The following is a 16584-nucleotide window of genomic DNA, read 5'->3' as shown; positions in this document are numbered from 1 at the left end:
CCCGCCCGCGGCTATCCGAGCGAGCCGTCGACCGACGACAGCGGCACCGCGTAGAGCACCCGGCGGTCCGCCGTGTCGCTCAGCGTCCACAGTTCGCCGGTCCGCTGCCAGTAGGACAGCGATCCGGAGCCGAGGCTCCAGCAGGCGTGCGACTGGTCGGCGGTGCAGGTGGCGGCCTCGGCGCCGTGTCCGTCCTGGCGCCACAAGGACCCGTGGCCCGCGCGGTCGCCGGACGGCCGTCCGATGTACCACTCGGCCTCGGCCCCGCCGGAGGGCCTGTGCGAGAGGGCGCCCGAGATCCCCGTCCCCTTGGTCGTGTAGGCCTCGACCGCGTTCACATGGCCCTGGGCGTCGGCCAGCAGTCCGGTGCGGTAGGCGGCGGTGCTGAAGGCGTACCGCCAGATGCGGGTGCGCTCCGGACGGTCGCCCGGAGCCTCCGTGGCGACGAGGCTGTCGGGGGTGGTCGTCCGGTCCAGGGAGAGCGAGCCGATGCAGGGGACCGCGTGGCCGCGGCCGCGGGTGCAGGAGCCGCCCTCGGGCTCGTACGAGCCGATGGCGGGCAGGACGTAGCGGTAGCCGGCGGCGGAGTAGCCGTGGCCCACCCGGCCGACGGCGGAGCTGTCCACGTCGGCCCGCAGCAGCCGGTGCAGGTCGAACAGGAGCAGGCCCTGGCCGTGCTCCGCGGTGACGATCAGCTTGTCCTGGTACCAGACCATGCCGCCGAGGTCCGCGCGGACCGGGGCGAAGTCCTTCCCGCCGGCGCGCGGGGCGACCAGCAGGACCCAGCGGTAGCGCAGGGCGTCCGGGTCGGTCGCGTCGACGAACGCGATCCTGGCGAGTCCCTCGTCCCGGCCGGGCGCCGCCGCCCGTGTGTCGCGGTGGGTCCAGCCGGACAGGATCACCTCGTGCGCGCCCCACGCGCCGTCGTCGTCGGCGTCGCCCGAGGTGGTCAGGGAACGCGGCCGCCAGCGCGGGGTCCGCGCGTCGGCGTCGTCCCAGCAGTACGCGCGGGTGGCCGTCGGCTCGACGGGGAGCGCGTCCCGTTCGTCCGCCGAGCAGCCGGAGGCGTTGCGCATCGAGCGGTCGGCGTCGCTCAGGACGCCGTCGACGCCCACGTTGCCGCCCATGTTCCCGCTGAGCGTGTCCAGGGTGTCCCGGGAGGCGAGGTTCTCGTGGAGGCTCAGCTGGGTGGAGGCGCCGGTGTGCAGCGGGGTGAGGTCGCCCGGGCTGTTGGCGCCGGTCGCCTGCGAGGTGCTGATCAGGGTGGCGGCCGCGGTGAGCGCGAGCGCCGTTCCGGCCAGGGTGGCGCGCAGCGCCTGTCCCCTTCTTCGGCGTCGGTGCCTGCCGCGCTGCCTCATGTGTCCTCCCGGGTAGGCCAACTGCCTCCCCCGCCGAGGGCGTTGACGGAGAGACGGGTGGGGTGGCCTGTGGAGTGGATGCTACGGCAGAGACCTTCCGGCCAGGGCGGATACCGCGGAAGACGCCCCCGAAATACGCCCCTCGCGCCCCTGCCCGCCGTCACGACGGTGCCGCCTCGGCACTCGCGCGCGTTCCGCTCACCGCGGGAGCCGTCGAGTGCGGCAGCAGGTCGCGGGGGTCGTCCGGCAGCAGCACCTGGACCTCCAGTTCCTCACGGAAGCGGTAGGGCCGGTGGTCGAGGAGCCCGATGAGCCGGCGGCGTACGCGGGAGAGTTCGGCCCTGACCGTGACGGTGCGGGTGGGGTCGCCGAAGAGGTCGACCGCGAGCTGGGCGGCGCTGCGTCCCTGTCGGTGGACGGCGAGGACGTAGAGCAGTTCCGCGTGGCGCGGGCTCAGGGCCTGGTCCCAACTGCCCGCCGTGCCCCGGACGGTGATGTGCGGGCGGCGGGGCTCGCCGAGGTCGAGGAGGACCCGGCCGGGGCTCCCGGGGTCGGCGTCGCCGGTGACGCGCAGCAGCCAGCCGCCGGGCATCGGCTCGGCGACGCACGTCCCGAGGGAGGGCAGCCAGCAGTGCCCGGCGCCGAAGGAGGCGGGCAGCGGAACCCGGTCCACGGGAGGCATCCCGGTGACGGCGGCGAGCCAGCCGTGGGTGTCCACGACGAGCGCCGGGCCGTCCAGCCGGCACAGCAGCGGGGCGGCCACGGCGCGCAGCCGCTCGACGGCCCTCAGATGCACGGCGCGCAGTTCGCTTTCGGCCAGTCGCGACACCGTGTCGACGAGGGCGAGGGTGGCGGGGTGGAAGGTGCTGTCCGGGCCGCTCACGTCGACGATCCCGAGCAGCCGTCCGTCGCGCGGGTCGTGGACCGGAGCGGCGGCGCAGGTCCACTCGTGCAGGGTGCGCACGTAGTGCTCGGCGGAGTGGACCTGGACGGGCGCGTCCGCCGACAGGGCCGTTCCGATGGCGTTCGTGCCGGTGGTCTCCTCGCTCCAGGCGGCGCCTTCCTCCAGGCAGATGGCGTCCGCCCGGCGCAGCACGCCCGGATTCCCCGCCCGCCACAGCACCCGGCCCTCGGGGTCGGTGACCACCATGATCTGCAGGGAGGCGTCGGCGACCGTCCCGAGGGCGCCGTGCAGCGTCGGCATCACATCGGCGAGCGCGGTGGACGTCCGCCGGTGTTCGACTTCGTCCGGTTGGAGAAGGGTGCTGGCCGTTCCCTGTTCGGGATTGACGCCGAATCGTTTCGCTCTTTGCCAGGACCGGCCGATCACCGGACGCGGGGCGAACGCGCCAGGTTCCCCCCGCACCGAGGCGGCCCAGGCCTTGTGGAGGTGCCCCGCCGTCTCGGACGCGTCGGACGGTGCGAAACGGGCTGGGTTGAACGATGTGGTCTTCACAGAGCACTCCCGAAACCAGGACCTCGTACGGGCCGCGACACCGCCGTCATCCCACATCGTGCCTGCTCTCGGCCGCCTCCGCCGGGACTTCGCACAAGGTGCACAAAGGAATGCAACGGTCTGCAACTCTCGCCAACGGTCACAAGGTTCCTCGAAACTGACAGCGACGCCGCCCGTGCGGTGTCCGAGCTCCTGAACGGGGCGAGCGGCGGGGGTGGTGCCGTGTCGGCGCAGCACCACCCCCGCGTCAGCGCTCCTTTCAGGACACCGGCCGGGCCCGCTCCACCACCGTGGCCAGATCCAGACTGTGCGGCAGCGTGCCGAAGCCCGTACCCCAGTCACCGCCCAGACGCGAGGCGCAGAACGCGTCGGCCACCTCCGGCGGCGCGTACCGCACGAGCAGCGAACCCTGGAGCACCAGCGCGATCCGCTCGACCAGCCGGCGGGCCCGGCCCTCGATGCCGTCCAGGTCGGCGAGTTCGGTCAGCAGGTTCTTGATGGCCCCGTCCAGCCGGTGGTCGGCGCCGCGGGCCTGGCCCACCTCCCGCAGATACGCGTCCAGGGCCCCCGGCTCCCGCTGGAGGGCGCGCAGGACGTCCAGCGCCTGCACATTGCCGGCGCCCTCCCAGATGGAGTTGAGCGGCGACTCCCGCAGCAGCCGCGGCATGCCCGACTCCTCGACGTAGCCGTTGCCGCCCAGGCACTCCAGCGCCTCCACCGCAACCGGCGTACAGCGCTTGGTCACCCAGTACTTGGCCGCGGGCACCGCGATCCGCAGCAGGGCCCGCTCCCGCTCGCTCCCGTCGTCGTACGCCGCCGCGAGCCGCATCGCCAGCGTCGTCGCCGCCTCCGACTCCAGCGCCAGATCCGCGAGCACGTTGCGCATCAGCGGCTTGTCGACCAGACGGCCGCCGAACGCCTCCCGGTAGGTGCAGTGGTGGACCGCCTGCGCGACCGCCTGCCGCATCAGCCCGGCCGAGCCGAGCACACAGTCCAGCCGGGTCGCCGCCACCATCTCGATGATGGTCCGCACCCCGCGCCCCTCGTCGCCCACCCGGCGCGCCCAGGTCCCGTCGAACTCGACCTCGGCCGAGGCGTTGGACCGGTTGCCGAGCTTGTCCTTGAGCCGCTGGATGCGGAAGACATTGCGGGTGCCGTCCTCGAGGACGCGTGGCACCAGGAAGCAGGTCAGCCCGCCCGGGGCCTGCGCCAGCACCAGGAAACCGTCCGACATCGGGGCCGAGCAGAACCACTTGTGCCCGGTCAGTCCGTACGTCCCGTCCTCATCCAGCGGCCGCGCCTGTGTCGTGTTGGCGCGGACGTCGCTGCCGCCCTGCTTCTCCGTCATACCCATACCGAAGAGCACACCGGCCTTCAGCGACGCCGGACGCAGCTCCTGGTCGTAGACCGCGGACGTCAGACGCGGCACCCACTCGGCGGCGAGCGCCGGGTCGGCGCGCAGCGCGGGCACCGCCGCGTGCGTCATCGACAGCGGGCAGCCGTTGCCCGCCTCGGCCTGCGACCAGACCACGAAGCCCGCCGCGCGCCGCAGGTGCCCGCCGGGCCGGGTCCAGGCCGAGGTGAGCCCCGCCGACACGCCCTTGCCCAGGAGCCGGTGCCAGGACGGGTGGAACTCGACCTCGTCGATCCGGTTGCCGTAGCGGTCGTGGGTGCGCAGCCGCGGCGGGTTCTCGTTGGCGAGCGCGCCCCACTCCTGGACCTGGGCGGAACCCGTCGTACGGCCGAGCGACGACAGGTCCTCGCGCGCCTCCTCCAGGAGCTCCGGATCGAGGTGCCGCTCGACCGCCTCGCCCAGTGCCCGGTCGGCGGCGAAGACGTCATATCCGACCAGGGGCGGAGCCTGGTTGGTCACGGTGTGGGTGCTGGCTGCCATACCGCTACCGTAAGGACGTGCACCAGGCAAAAGAAACACCTGAACGGCCTCGTCCGGGCCGGTTCCACCGCGCTCGCGCGCTCTACCGGAACGTTTCCAAGCGCAGGACCGCCTGGCTGCTGATCAAGGACACCGTCAACTCGTGCATGGAGTACCGGATCCTCGGACTGGCGGCCGAGGCGGCGTTCTTCACGCTCCTGTCGGTGCCGCCGCTGCTGCTCAGCCTGATCGGGCTGCTCGGCTACGTGGACGCCTGGACCGGCGCCGACACCATCGCGAGCCTGGAGTCCAACCTTCTCAACGCCTCCCGCACGGTGCTCACCGAGAAGGGGGTGCACCAGATCGCCGAGCCGATCCTGCACGACGTGATGAAGGGCGGCCGGCCCGACATCATCTCCCTCGGATTCCTGTTCGCCCTGTGGTCGGGCTCGCGCGCGGTGAACGTCTTCGTCGACACCATCACCGTGATGTACGGCCTCGACGGCACCCGGGGCATCGTGAAGACCCGGATGATGTCCTTCCTGCTGTTCATCGTCGCGCTGCTGATCGGCTCCGTCGCGCTCCCGCTGATGGTGGCGGGCCCGGACGCCGTCGTGAACGTCGTCCCCTGGTCGACCACCGTCGTGCAGGTCCTGTACTGGCCGGTCGTCATCGTCCTGTCGGTCGCCTTCCTGACGACCCTCTACCACGTGTCCGTGCCCGTGCGTTCCCCCTGGGTCGAGGACGTGCCCGGCGCCCTGGTCGCCCTCGCCATGTGGGTCCTCGGCAGCTTCCTGCTGCGCATCTACCTGACCAACACCATCGAGGGCCCCACCATCTACGGCTCGCTGGCCGCGCCCGTGGCCGTCCTGCTGTGGATCGGCGTGTCCGCCTTCGCCGTCCTGGTCGGCGCGGCCGTCAACGCCGCCATCGACCGGGTCTGGCCCGCCGCCGCGACCGCCGCGGCCCGTGCCGCCAACGAGCGGCTGCGCGAGGCCCAGGCCGCCGAGTACGTGGCCCGCGTCGCCGCGCACCGCTCCTACGACGCCGACCCCGACGACTTCGACATGCCCTCCGAGTTCCCCGAGCGCTGGTCGCGCTTCCTGCCCCCGGAGGACGTCACCTCCCGGCTGCGCACCCACGCCAGGAACACCCACCACAACGCCCACCGCGCCGGCAAGAACGGCGAGGAGCACCCGCCGGGGGAGTGACCCGGCACCACCCGGACGCTCTTCGCGAGGCCCGTGGGCGGGCGTCAGCGGCCGTCCCGCCGCCGTCTACCCTGACGCCATGGACGTTCCGTCGCGCTCGGACATGCTCACCCGGGGAGACCCCCTCGCCGGCCTGCTGGAGGGTCCACGCGCACGCGGCGCGTTCATGATCCGCGCCTGCTTCGATCCCCCCTGGTGCGTACGCGTCGAGGACCGCGCCCCGCTGACGGTCATGCTGGCGGTCCGCGGCGACGCCTGGGTCGTGCCGGACCGGGGAGAGGCGCTGCGGCTGCGGGCCGGCGACCTCGCCATCGCGCGCGGCCCCGACCCGTACCGGTGCGCCGACGACCCCGCCACCGCGCCGGGGGCCGTGATCCTGCCCGGCGGCGAGTGCCACTACCCGGACGGGCGCCCGCTGAGCGGCCACTGGGACCTCGGGGTGCGCAGCTGGGGCGAGCCCGACGGCTCGACGGTGCTGCTCATCGGCACGTACCTGATGCGCGGCGAGGTCCACGGCCCGCTGCTCGACGCCCTGCCGCCGCTGCTCACGCTCTCCTCCGACGTGTGGGAGTGCCCGCTGACCCCGATCCTCGCCGCCGAGATGGCGCGCGACGAACCCGGCCAGGCGGTCGTCCTGGACCGCCTCCTCGACCTGCTGACGATCAGCGCCCTGCGGGCCTGGTTCTCCCGCCCCGAGGCCGCAGCCCCCGCCTGGTACCGGGCCCTCGCGGACCCCGTCGTGGGCCGGGCGCTCCGGCTCCTCCAGGACGACCCCGCCCGCCCCTGGACGGTCGCCGCGCTCGCCGCCGAGACCGGCGTCTCGCGCGCCGCGCTGGCCCGGCGCTTCGGCGAACTCGTCGGGGAACCCCCGATGACCTATCTGACCGGCCGGCGCCTCGCCTCGGCCGCGGACCGGCTCCGCGAGAGCGACGACACCCTGGAGACGATCGCCCGCCACGTCGGCTACGGCAGCGCCTTCGCGCTCTCCAGCGCCTTCAAACGGCTCTACGGCGTCAGCCCCCAGGAGCACCGGGCCCGCCCGGCGTAGCCTGGCGGACATGTACGCGGAACGGGCGTCCCGGCTGCCGGGCGCGGTGGTCTGGAGCCGCGCCCCGGGCGGACCGGCACCGGACGCCGACGCGGCTCGGGGGTCCGAACGCGCCCGGTCCGCCGTGCTGCCCGACGGCTGCATGGATCTGCTGTGGACCGAGGGACGGCTGCTCGTCGCGGGTCCCGACACCCGGTCCCACGTCCCCGAGGGCCCGCCCCGCCGCTGGGCCGGCGTCCGCTTCCACCCCGGCACCGCCCCCGCCTACCTGGGCGTGCCCGCCCACGAACTCCGTGACCGGCGCGTGGAGTTGACCGACCTGTGGCCCGCCGCCGAGGTGCGCCGGCTCGCCGCGCGGATCGACGCGGCCGCCGATCCCGTCCTGGCGCTCGAAGAGGTCGCGCTGCTCCGCGCGGCACAGGCCCCGCCTCCCGACCCGCTGCTCCGGGAGGTGGTGGCCGCGCTGGACGCGGGCCGCCCGGTCGCCGAGACCGCCGACCGGCTGGGCCTGGGCGCACGGCGGCTGCACCGCCGCTCGCTCACCGCCTTCGGCTACGGCCCCAAGACCCTGGCCCGGATCCTGCGCCTGCAACGGGCGCTCGCCCTCGCCCGCGACGACGAGCCCTTCGCCGTCGCCGCGCTCCGCGCCGGGTTCGCGGACCAGGCCCATCTGGCCCGCGACGTACGGGAGTTGACGGGAATGACGCTCGGCGAACTGACCGGCCGCAGGTGACATGCCTTAGGGGGCGGGGGCGGGTGCCTCCGGCAGCGGGGCGAACAGGTCGACGCCGTTGCCGTCCGGGTCGTGCACGACGGCGTACCGCATGCCCCAGAAGGCGTCCCACGGCTTGAGCTCGCCGTGATGGCCCGCGCCGACGAGCTCCTCGTACACCGAGTCGACCTCGGCGGGGTCCTCGCAGCGGAAGGCGAGCGAGGCCCGGCCGCCGCCGGCCGGGGGCCGCCAGGCGGGGTGGAACGAAAGGATGGTGTCCTCCGTGTCCAGCGCGAGGCGCAGCCCGCCGGGCAGTCCGGCCTCGACGTGCGGCTCGTTCTCGGCGCCGTCGGGGAAGACGAGCCCGAGGCGGCGGTAGAAGGCGAGGGAGGCGGCCATGTCGGAGACGGCCAGCCCGATCACATCGAATCGTGGAGTCATGCGGCCACCGTAGGCAGGTCCCCGTCCGCCGGTCTTGAAGGAAACGGACAGCGCTCCCTCCCCGGTGCGCAGCCCTTAGGCTCCGGGCATGGTCTTCCGCGTTCTCGTGTACACCCGTACGACCGGTTACCGGCACGACTCCATACCGGCCGCCGTAAGCGCCGTGCGCGCGCTCGGCCGGGCCCACGGCTTCGCGACCGACGCCACCGAGGACCCCGCGGTCCTCGAGGCCCCCCTCGACCCGTACGCGGCCGTCGTCTTCCTGTCGACCAGCGGCGAGGTGCTCACCCCGGCGGGCCGCGGCCGGCTCGCGGCCCATGTCGAGGGCGGCGGCGGTTTCGTCGGGGTGCACGCCGCCGCGTGCACCGAATACGACTGGCCCCACTACGGCGACCTGCTCGGAGCCCGCTTCGACCGGCACCCGGACCTCCAGCCGGGCCGGGTCCTCGTCGAGGACCACGGACATCCCGCGACCCGGCACCTGCCGCCGGTCTGGGCATTCACGGACGAATGGTACGACTTCCGTACGAACCCGCGCGAAGCGGAGCATGTGCGCGTGCTCGCCTCCGCCGACGAGACCTCCTACGAGGGCGGCGGAATGGGCGCCGACCACCCCCTGGTCTGGTGCCGGGAGCAGGGCACCGGCCGGGTCTTCTACACCGCGCTGGGGCACTCCGCGGAGGCGTACGAGGACCCGGACTTCCGCCGGCATCTGCTCGGGGGCATCCTCTGGGCGGCCCGGGAGCCCGCCGCGGGCCCGGGGAGCTGACCGTCGTCGGGGGCGTCGTGGGGGCGGTGCAGGGCCGGCCGGGGGTGTCCGGGGCTGCTCTGGGGCGGCTCAGGACCGGCGGCCGACCGTGGACCGGGCCCGCCCGGGCCCCGTCGGGAGCCCGCCACCGGCCCCGCCGGGCCCGTGTGGCGCCCCACGGAACCCGTGTCGGCGCTCCACGGACCCCGTCTCGGCGTCCCTCGGACCCCGTCTCGGCGTCCCGCGGAATCGGCCGGTCAAGGCATTCTCGACAGGAATACCGCGACGCGATGTGATGCTCTGATCTCTACAGCGCGCGACGGTGAGGAGCTGGTCCCGGATGACGGCGGACTCGGTGGACTCGGTGGATCCGGTGGCGGAGAAGAGGGACCCGGTGGTCCCCACCCCCTACGGAGCGGTGCGCGGCCGGTACGAGAACGGGATCGCGGTCTTCCGGGGCGTCCCGTACGCGGCCCCTCCCTTCGGCGCCCGCCGGTTCCGGCCGCCCGAGCCCCCCGAACCCTGGGACGGGGTCCGGGACGCCGGAGCGTTCGGGCCGACCCCGCCCAAGCCGCCTTACTCCGAGGCCTTCGCCAAGCTCCTCGCCGACCCCGTCGTCCCCGGCGACGACTGTCTCAATCTGAACGTGTGGACCCCGGCCCCGGACCCCGCCGCCCGCCTCCCCGTCATGGTGTGGATCCACGGCGGAGCCCTGACCCGCGGTTCCTCGGCCGTGCCCGTGTACGACGGGCACGCCTTCGCCCGCGACGGCGTCGTCTTCGTGTCCTTCAACTACCGCCTGGGCGTGGAGGGTTACGGACTCTTCCCGGACGCGCCCGCCAACCCCGGACTGCGCGACCAGCTCGCCGCGCTGGAGTGGGTGCACGAGTCCGTCGCCCGGTTCGGCGGAGACCCCGGCCGGGTGACCGTCTTCGGCGAGTCCGCCGGAGCCATCAGCATCGGCGCCCTGCTCGCGAGCCCGCGGGCCCGGGGCCTGTTCCGGCGGGCGGTGCTGCAGAGCGGGCCGCCCGAGGTGAGCGACCGCGACAAGGTGCGCCGGATGGTGCGCAGGATGGCCACCCGGCTGAAGGTCCCCGCGACGGCGGAGGCGTTCGCCGCCGTGGACCGCGACCTGCTGCTGCGCACCCAGGCCGACGTGGGCAGACTCAGCAGCCCGGTGCTCGGCGGTCCCGCCTTCGGGATCGTCGTCGACGGTGACCTGGTACCGCGCGATCCCCTGGAGGCCCTGGTCGAGGGCGCCGCGGCGGACGTCGGCCTGCTGCTCGGCTGGACCCGCGACGAGTACCGGCTGTGGCTCGTGCCGGGCGGGCTCCTGGAGCGCGTCGACCGGCTGGGCCCGGTGGCCCTGGCCGGCGCGATGGCCCGCTGCCACTGCGGCCACGAGGTGCCCCGCGGGTACCGGAGCCTCCGTCCCGAGGCGGGCACCGCCGACCTCGTCGGCCAGATGATCACCGACCACCTCCTGCGGGTACCGCTGCACCGCCTCGCCGACGCGCGCGGCGGCACTCCCTCCACCGCCCCCGGCGCCGACGTCCGCGCCCCGGCGCACGTCTACGAGTTCGCCTGGCCCTCCAACGTGCCGGACCTCGGCGCCTGCCACGCCCTGGAACTGGGCTTCGTCTTCGACACGGCCGGTGTGCCGGAGTCGGCGAAGCTCGCGGGCGAGGGCGCCCCGCAGGAGCTGGCGGACGCGATGCACGCGGCCTGGGTGCGGTTCGCGACCCACGGCGACCCGGGGTGGGCCGCCTGGGACGACACGCACCCCGTCCGGATCTTCGGCGACGGCGACCCGCACACCGTCCACGGCCCCCGTGACCCCGAACTCGCCCTGTGGGCGGCCGAGTCGGCCAGAGCCGCGGCCAGGCCGGCGACCGGCCCCACGCGCCGCCACATCGGCGGATCCACGGTCGGGACCGTCCCCGCGCCGACGCCCGCGGTCGCCGTCCGGTCCGGCACCGGCGCGGACCCCGAACCCGCGGACGGCCCGTCCACGGTGACCGAGGACCCGTCCGCCCCTCCGTCCGTCGACGCGCCCGTACGCATCACGACACCGCTCGCGGTCGTCCGCCGCTTCCGCCGCCCGGGCGGAGCGGGCAGACGCTGACCCTGCCGCCGGCTGGGGTGACGGTTCGTGGGTCCGGGGCTGGATCAGGTCGCTCGGAGGGCCGACGTGATTCCGGTGATCGCCTCCGGGCCCACCCGGCAGCAGCCGCCGATCAGCCGGGCGCCGGCCCGCTCCCAGCCGACGACCTGCTCGGAGGCGAACGTGGAGGCGCCGGTCCAGGCGCGGGCCGTCGCGTCCCACGCCTCACCGCTGTTCGGGTAGACCACCACCGGCTTGCCGGTCACGCGCGAGGCCGTGGCGACGGCCGCGTCGACGTCCTCGGGCGCGCAGCAGTTGACCCCGACCGCGATCACCTCGTCCGCCTCGGCGGCCAGGGCGAAGGCCTCCTCCAGCGGCTGACCGGCCCGCGTACGGTCCCCGGCCACGCTGTAGGACAGCCACGCCGGTACGCCGAGCCCGCGGATCCCGCGAAGCAGCGCCCGCGCCTCGTCCGCGTCCGGAACCGTCTCCAGGGCCAGCACGTCGGGCGCGGCGGCGGCCAGCACCTCCAGGCGCGGCCGGTGGAAGCGCTCCAGCTCCGCGACGCTCAGTCCGTAGCGCCCCCGGTACTCGGAGCCGTCCGCGAGCATCGCCCCGTACGGCCCCACCGACGCCGCGACCCACAGCGGCCGCGTGGCGCCCTTCGCGTGCGCGCGCCGCGCGGCCTCGCGCGCCGACCCGACGCTCAGGGCGAGCAGCCCGGCGACCCGCTCGCGCGGGATGCCGCGCCGGGCGAACCCGTCGAACGTCGCCTGGTAGCTGGCGGTGATCGCCACGTCCGCGCCCGCCTCGTAATAGGCGAGATGGGCCTCGACGATCGCCTCGGGCCGGTCCTCCAGCAGGCGCGCCGACCAGAGCGCGTCCCCGAGGTCGTGTCCGGCCGCCTCCAGCTGGTTGGACATGCCTCCGTCGAGCACGACCGTGCCCGAGGACAGTGCGGCGGCGAGGGAGAGGGCGTTGTCGCTGGCCATGTCCCGACGCTAACCGATCCGGAGGCCGCGCCCCGCCCCCGTCCACCTGTCGGGCGGCCGTCCCGCGGAACGGAACACCCGGGCCGAGGACGCGCCCCGCCGGGCGGGGGCCTTCCCGCTCCCGGGCCGACGGCTTGATCCGGACGGAGCCGGGGTCCCGGCGGGGCGTGGCCTGGCAGGATCGGGTGACATGGAGTTCTCCGAGGTGGTCCGTCGTCGTCGCATGATCCGGCACTACTCCGACAAGCCGCTGGCCCCCGAGGCGGTGGAGCGCGTCCTCGCCTCCGCGCTGCGCGCCCCGTCGGCCGGCTTCTCCCAGGGGTGGGCGTTCCTCGCGCTCACCGAACCCGCCGACCGCGCCCGCTTCTGGCCGTTCGTCCCCACCCGCGTCGAGCAGACCCCGACCATGCAGGACGCCCCGCTGGTCGTCGTACCGCTCGCCCACAAGGCGGCGTATCTGGAGCGCTACGCCGAACCCGACAAGGGCTGGGAGGACCGCGCCGAGGCCCGGTGGCCGGTCCCCTACTGGTACGTCGACACCGGGATGGCCGCGCTCATGATGCTGCTGAGCGCGGTCGACGAAGGACTCGACGCCTGTTTCTTCGGGATCATGCCCGAACAACTGGAGCCCTTTCGCGCCGAGTTCGGGATCCCCGGGGAGTACGCGCCGATCGGCGGCATCACGGTCGGCTACCGGTCGGACGACGTCCCCGCGCAGGGCGCCCGGATCGCGGAGCGCCGGCGCGGGATGGACGAGGTCGTGCACCGCGGCCACTGGGGCCTGCGCAACTGACCCGGGTCGCGCCCGGACCGCTCAGCGGGCCCGCACCAGGTCCTCGACCCGCGCGTGCAGCCGCTCGACGTGGTGCTCGGACTCCGGCTTCATGAGCACGCTGCGCAGGATCCGGGCGCCGTCGGCGTCCGCGGCGACCCCGGGATGGCGGGCGGTGAACGCCTTCTCGCCGGCCTTGAGCGTGCTCAGGAACACGGGCTCGGAGCCGGTCATGCCCTCGGCGAGGACCCGCCCGGACACCGCGTCGATGCCCGAGAGCGAGGCGGGTTCGACGGCGGGGAAGTAGCCGACGATGTCCAGCTCGGGCGGCTGGTAGAGCTCCAGCAGGTCGGACGCGGTGATCAGGCCGGCCCACTTCAGGGCCGCGCGGCGGCCGGCCGCCAGGACCCGGCCCAGACCCTCGGGGGTGGGCGGCAGGAGCCGGAAGGTCAGCCACAGGGCGGCCGCGGAGGCGCCCGCGCGCGAGCACTCCAGGCTGATCTCGCCCAGGTGCAGCTCGTCGGAGGTGAAGTACGTGTAGGGCGAGTCGTGGAGGTAGAAGCGGCCCACCTCGGGATCGCGGAACAGGACGGCGCCGCAGCCGTAGGGCTGGAGACCGTGCTTGTGCGGGTCGACGACGATCGAGTCGCACCCCGCGATAGCCCGCCAGGGCCCGGCGGGAAGTCCCTCGGGGCCGTCCGCACCGGCGAGCAGGGTGAAGAACCCCCCGTAGGCGGCGTCGACGTGGACCCGCACGCCGTGCCGTCGGGCCAGCGGCAGGATCTCGTCCACGGGGTCGACGGCGCCGAGCCCGGTGGTCCCGGCGGTGACGACGACGGTGCCCACCTCCCCGGTCCGCAGTACGCGCTCCAGATCCTCCAGGTCCATCCGGCCCCGGGCGTCCGTGCGCACGGCGTGGCTCGCGACGCCCAGGACGTGGCACATGCGGCCGTGGGTGTAGTGGGCGTCCGCGCTGTGCGCGATCCCGCGCCCCGGATGGAGCTCGCGGGCGACGAAGAGGGCTTCCAGGTTGGCGATCGTGCCGCTGGTGGTCAGGTGCCCCAGATGACCCTCATAGCCGAACATCGTGGCCAGGAGGGCGACGACCTCGCGCTCCATCGCGGCGGTGGCGGGCCCCCCGTCCAGCGCGTGGTTGTTGGGGTTGATCAGCATCGCGGTGAGGTAGCCGACCACCGCGGCGGGGTGCGGCGGCTTGAGCATCTGGCCCGCGTAACGGGGGTGGAAGAAGGGATAGTTGTCCCTCAGCCTCACCGTGAACTCCGCGAAGGCGGCACCGAAGCGCTCGTCGTCCACCTCCAGTGACGTGTGCGGCCGGAAGGTGCCGAAACCGTCGGCCCAGTCCTGTACGGCCTCGGTGGCCCGGCCGAGCCAGTGCTGCAGATCCACGCGGGTCTCCCTCTCCGGTGCTCTCCGGCGGTTGCGCACCGCCCTTGCTTTAGTTGACTACTCAGCAATTGCTATGTCAATGACTGACTGGTTGGTGATTGAGGAGTCACTTGGTGCGTCGGCAGTAAGCTCGGCGGCGATGAACACCACCCCTCAGCCCGGCGAGGAAGTCGCCGCCCGGGCCGCCAACAGCCGGCTCGTCCGGGACTTCGGCCTGCTGATCAAGTCCGCCACCCGCCTGGAACAGCGCATCGACGGCGAGCTGCGGCAGGAGTGCGGGATCAGCCACACCATGCTCGAGGTCCTGATACGGCTCTGCCGCCGGCCGGGCGAGGAGGTCTCCCAGCGGCATCTCGCCGACGACCTCACGCTGACCAGCAGCGGGACCACCCGACTGCTGGACCGCATGGAGGAGGCGGGCCTGGTCCGCCGGATCCCCTCACCCGCGGACCGCAGGGTCACCCTGGTGGAGACGACCCCCCACGGAGGCGAGGTGTTCCTGCGTGCCGCCGCCGTCCACGCCCGCCTGGTCGAGCGGTACTTCGTCGCCCCGCTGACCACCGACGACTACGGCCGCCTGACCGCCGCCCTGGGCCGGATCGAGACGGCCCTGCGCGACGACGCCTGACGGAGTCGAGGTGCGACGGAGGCGGGACAGGGGCGGATGGAGGCGGACCGGCCCCGTCCACTCCGTTGACCCGGACGTAGAACGCGCTTACTTTTTCGGCGGCAAGGCATGTCGTCGCAGAGGTTGTTCGGCCTACCGGACGGACGGTCACCGTATGAGCCGCATGAGCCGCACCATCCCCGCCCCGCGCGCCGTCTCCTCGGGCCGGCGCCCGGCGGGACGTACGGGCGCCCTGCTCCTCGCCCTCGTCCTGACGTTCGCCGGAGGACTCCTCGCCGCCCTGCCCGCGCGGGCGGCGGCCCAGACCATCGTCAACGGGACCCAGTTCAAGGACACTTCGGGGGCCGCCGTGCACGCGCACGGCGGCGGGGTCATCAAAGTGGGCGGCTACTACTATTGGTTCGGCGAGGACCGCAACGCCGACAACACCTTCGAGTACGTCGACGCCTATCGTTCCACCGACCTGAAGTCCTGGGAGTTCCGCAACCACGTCCTGACCCGGGCGAGCGCCGCCGAACTGGGCACGGCCTACATCGAGCGGCCCAAGGTCATGTACAACGCATCCACCGGCACGTTCGTCATGTGGATGCACAAGGAGAACGGCGTCGACTACAGCGAGGCGCGGGCCGCCGTCGCCGTCTCGGACACCGTGGACGGCGACTACACCTACCGGGGCAGCTTCCGGCCGCTCGGCCAGTACATGTCCCGCGACCTCACGACCTTCGTCGACACCGACGGAACCGGCTACCTGGTGTCCGCCGCCCGGGAGAACTACGACCTCCAGATCTACCGGCTCACCGCCGACTACACCGGTGTCGCGGCGCTGGTCGCCGACCCCTGGCACGGCGGGCACCGCGAGGCCCCGGCGCTGTTCCGGCGGGGCGGCGTCTACTTCATGCTGACCTCGGCCGCCACCGGCTGGAGTCCCAACCAACAGCAGTACGCCACCGCCACCTCGCTCGCCGGCCCCTGGACCGCGATGACGAACGTCGGCGACTCCACCGCGTACGGCTCGCAGACCGCGTACGTCCTTCCCGTGCAGGGGGCTTCGGGCACCTCCTACCTGTACATGGGCGACCGCTGGGGCGACGCGTTCGGCGGCACGGTCGACGACTCCCGGTACGTCTGGCTGCCGGTCGCCTTCCCCACCGCCACCACCATGTCCCTGTCCTGGTCCCCGGAGATCACGGTCGACGCGGCCGCCGGGACCATCGGCGCGACGAGCGCCGCCTACGAGACCCTGACGGCCCGTCACTCCGGCAAGTGCGCGGACGTCCCCGGCCAGTCGCTCTGGCAGGGGGCCGCGCTCACCCAGTACACCTGCAACGGCGGGGCGAACCAGAAGTTCTGGTTCAAGTCCCTCGGCGGCTACTACCAGTTGACGGGCCGGGGCAGCTCCCTGTGCCTGACCGAGAACGCCACCGACGTCACCCAGGAGGACTGCTCCGGCGCCGTCTCCCAGCAGTGGTCGGTGACGTCCTCCGGCGGTTACACGCTGCTCAGGGCGCGGGCCACCGGTGAGTGCCTGGACGTGTCCGGGGCGTCCGCCGCGGACTCCGCGGCACTCATCACGTACACCTGCAACGGAGGCGCCAACCAGCAGTGGACGCGCGGGACCTGAACCTGGAGTCCCTCGGCGTCGAGGGCTCGAAGGCGATCTACCTCTACGACGAGAAACGGGACAACACCCACACCTCGGTGCACGGCGCCACGGTCTACGCGGCCCTGGTCCGCGACGAACTCCTCGCCCTGGGGCTGGTGCCGGAGGACCGGGTGAGGGTGGGATGACCCCTGGGGCGTCCCGACCGGAACCGGGGCGCCCCAGGTACCGGCC

Annotated in this window: 14 protein-coding genes and 1 pseudogene; 9 read left to right on the top strand and 6 right to left on the bottom strand. The window is 73.7% G+C overall.

The window, feature by feature from the left end:
- Positions 1–11: 11 nt before the first annotated feature.
- The 3 genes from IO36_RS20410 to IO36_RS20400 form a co-directional block, all read right to left on the bottom strand.
- Positions 12–1358: a hypothetical protein gene (locus tag IO36_RS20410; RefSeq protein ID WP_037621767.1), complete on the bottom strand. Its 1347-nt coding sequence runs from the start codon at positions 1356–1358 to the stop codon at positions 12–14.
- A gap of 160 nt (positions 1359–1518) precedes the next feature.
- Positions 1519–2814: a GAF domain-containing protein gene (locus tag IO36_RS20405; RefSeq protein ID WP_037621766.1), complete on the bottom strand. Its 1296-nt coding sequence runs from the start codon at positions 2812–2814 to the stop codon at positions 1519–1521.
- Between the two features lie 259 nt (positions 2815–3073).
- Positions 3074–4708 carry an acyl-CoA dehydrogenase family protein gene (locus tag IO36_RS20400; RefSeq protein ID WP_037621765.1) on the bottom strand — a complete coding sequence of 545 codons (1635 nt, stop codon included), beginning with the start codon at positions 4706–4708 and terminating at the stop codon, positions 3074–3076.
- Between the two features lie 17 nt (positions 4709–4725).
- Between IO36_RS20400 and IO36_RS20395 the strand changes: the two genes are divergently transcribed.
- The 3 genes from IO36_RS20395 (at position 4726) to IO36_RS20385 (ending at position 7679) form a co-directional block, all read left to right on the top strand.
- The gene (locus tag IO36_RS20395) at positions 4726–5898 is read left to right on the top strand and encodes a YihY/virulence factor BrkB family protein (protein ID WP_078943312.1); all 1173 of its coding nucleotides are present in this window, start codon (positions 4726–4728) and stop codon (positions 5896–5898) included.
- Between the two features lie 103 nt (positions 5899–6001).
- Positions 6002–6946 (top strand): AraC family transcriptional regulator, encoded by a 945-nt coding sequence (locus IO36_RS20390; protein ID WP_037622016.1) that lies wholly within the window; start codon positions 6002–6004, stop codon positions 6944–6946.
- 10 nt (positions 6947–6956) lie between these two features.
- The gene (locus IO36_RS20385; protein WP_037621764.1) at positions 6957–7679 is read left to right on the top strand and encodes a helix-turn-helix transcriptional regulator; all 723 of its coding nucleotides are present in this window, start codon (positions 6957–6959) and stop codon (positions 7677–7679) included.
- 6 nt (positions 7680–7685) lie between these two features.
- Here IO36_RS20385 and IO36_RS20380 read toward each other — a convergent pair whose 3' ends face one another.
- The gene (locus IO36_RS20380; RefSeq protein WP_037621763.1) at positions 7686–8099 is read right to left on the bottom strand and encodes a VOC family protein; all 414 of its coding nucleotides are present in this window, start codon (positions 8097–8099) and stop codon (positions 7686–7688) included.
- An 88-nt stretch (positions 8100–8187) separates the two neighbouring features.
- Between IO36_RS20380 and IO36_RS20375 the strand changes: the two genes are divergently transcribed.
- Both IO36_RS20375 and IO36_RS20370 read left to right on the top strand, forming a co-directional pair.
- On the top strand, positions 8188–8868 hold the full coding sequence (locus tag IO36_RS20375; protein WP_037621762.1) for a ThuA domain-containing protein: 681 nt from the start codon (positions 8188–8190) through the stop codon (positions 8866–8868).
- A 319-nt stretch (positions 8869–9187) separates the two neighbouring features.
- On the top strand, positions 9188–10972 hold the full coding sequence (locus IO36_RS20370) for a carboxylesterase/lipase family protein (RefSeq protein ID WP_051900708.1): 1785 nt from the start codon (positions 9188–9190) through the stop codon (positions 10970–10972).
- Between the two features lie 44 nt (positions 10973–11016).
- Here IO36_RS20370 and mmuM read toward each other — a convergent pair whose 3' ends face one another.
- A complete protein-coding gene (mmuM, locus tag IO36_RS20365; protein ID WP_037621761.1) occupies positions 11017–11943 on the bottom strand; it encodes a homocysteine S-methyltransferase in 927 nt (308 codons plus the stop codon).
- A gap of 190 nt (positions 11944–12133) precedes the next feature.
- Between mmuM and IO36_RS20360 the strand changes: the two genes are divergently transcribed.
- The gene (locus IO36_RS20360) at positions 12134–12736 is read left to right on the top strand and encodes a nitroreductase family protein (RefSeq protein ID WP_037621760.1); all 603 of its coding nucleotides are present in this window, start codon (positions 12134–12136) and stop codon (positions 12734–12736) included.
- A gap of 21 nt (positions 12737–12757) precedes the next feature.
- On the opposite strand, the gene IO36_RS20355 is transcribed toward IO36_RS20360, so the two are convergent.
- Positions 12758–14122, bottom strand: coding sequence for a pyridoxal phosphate-dependent decarboxylase family protein (locus IO36_RS20355; RefSeq protein WP_037621759.1), 1365 nt, complete (start codon positions 14120–14122; stop codon positions 12758–12760).
- 139 nt (positions 14123–14261) lie between these two features.
- Here IO36_RS20355 and IO36_RS20350 point away from each other — a divergent pair, with 139 nt between their 5' ends.
- From IO36_RS20350 to IO36_RS20340, 3 genes and pseudogenes are all read left to right on the top strand, one after another.
- The gene (locus IO36_RS20350) at positions 14262–14750 is read left to right on the top strand and encodes a MarR family winged helix-turn-helix transcriptional regulator (protein ID WP_037621758.1); all 489 of its coding nucleotides are present in this window, start codon (positions 14262–14264) and stop codon (positions 14748–14750) included.
- A gap of 163 nt (positions 14751–14913) precedes the next feature.
- On the top strand, positions 14914–16371 hold the full coding sequence (locus IO36_RS20345) for an RICIN domain-containing protein (RefSeq protein WP_078943340.1): 1458 nt from the start codon (positions 14914–14916) through the stop codon (positions 16369–16371).
- A 2-nt stretch (positions 16372–16373) separates the two neighbouring features.
- A pseudogene (locus IO36_RS20340) lies at positions 16374–16538 on the top strand (carbohydrate esterase); the annotation flags it as partial.
- Positions 16539–16584: the final 46 nt, after the last annotated feature.

This window comes from Streptomyces aureus (genome assembly GCF_000725495.1).
Classification (GTDB): Bacteria; Actinomycetota; Actinomycetes; order Streptomycetales; family Streptomycetaceae; genus Streptomyces; species Streptomyces aureus_B.
The sequence above is the reverse complement of the archived record's forward strand: the minus strand, read 5'-3'. Positions and strand labels throughout refer to the sequence as shown.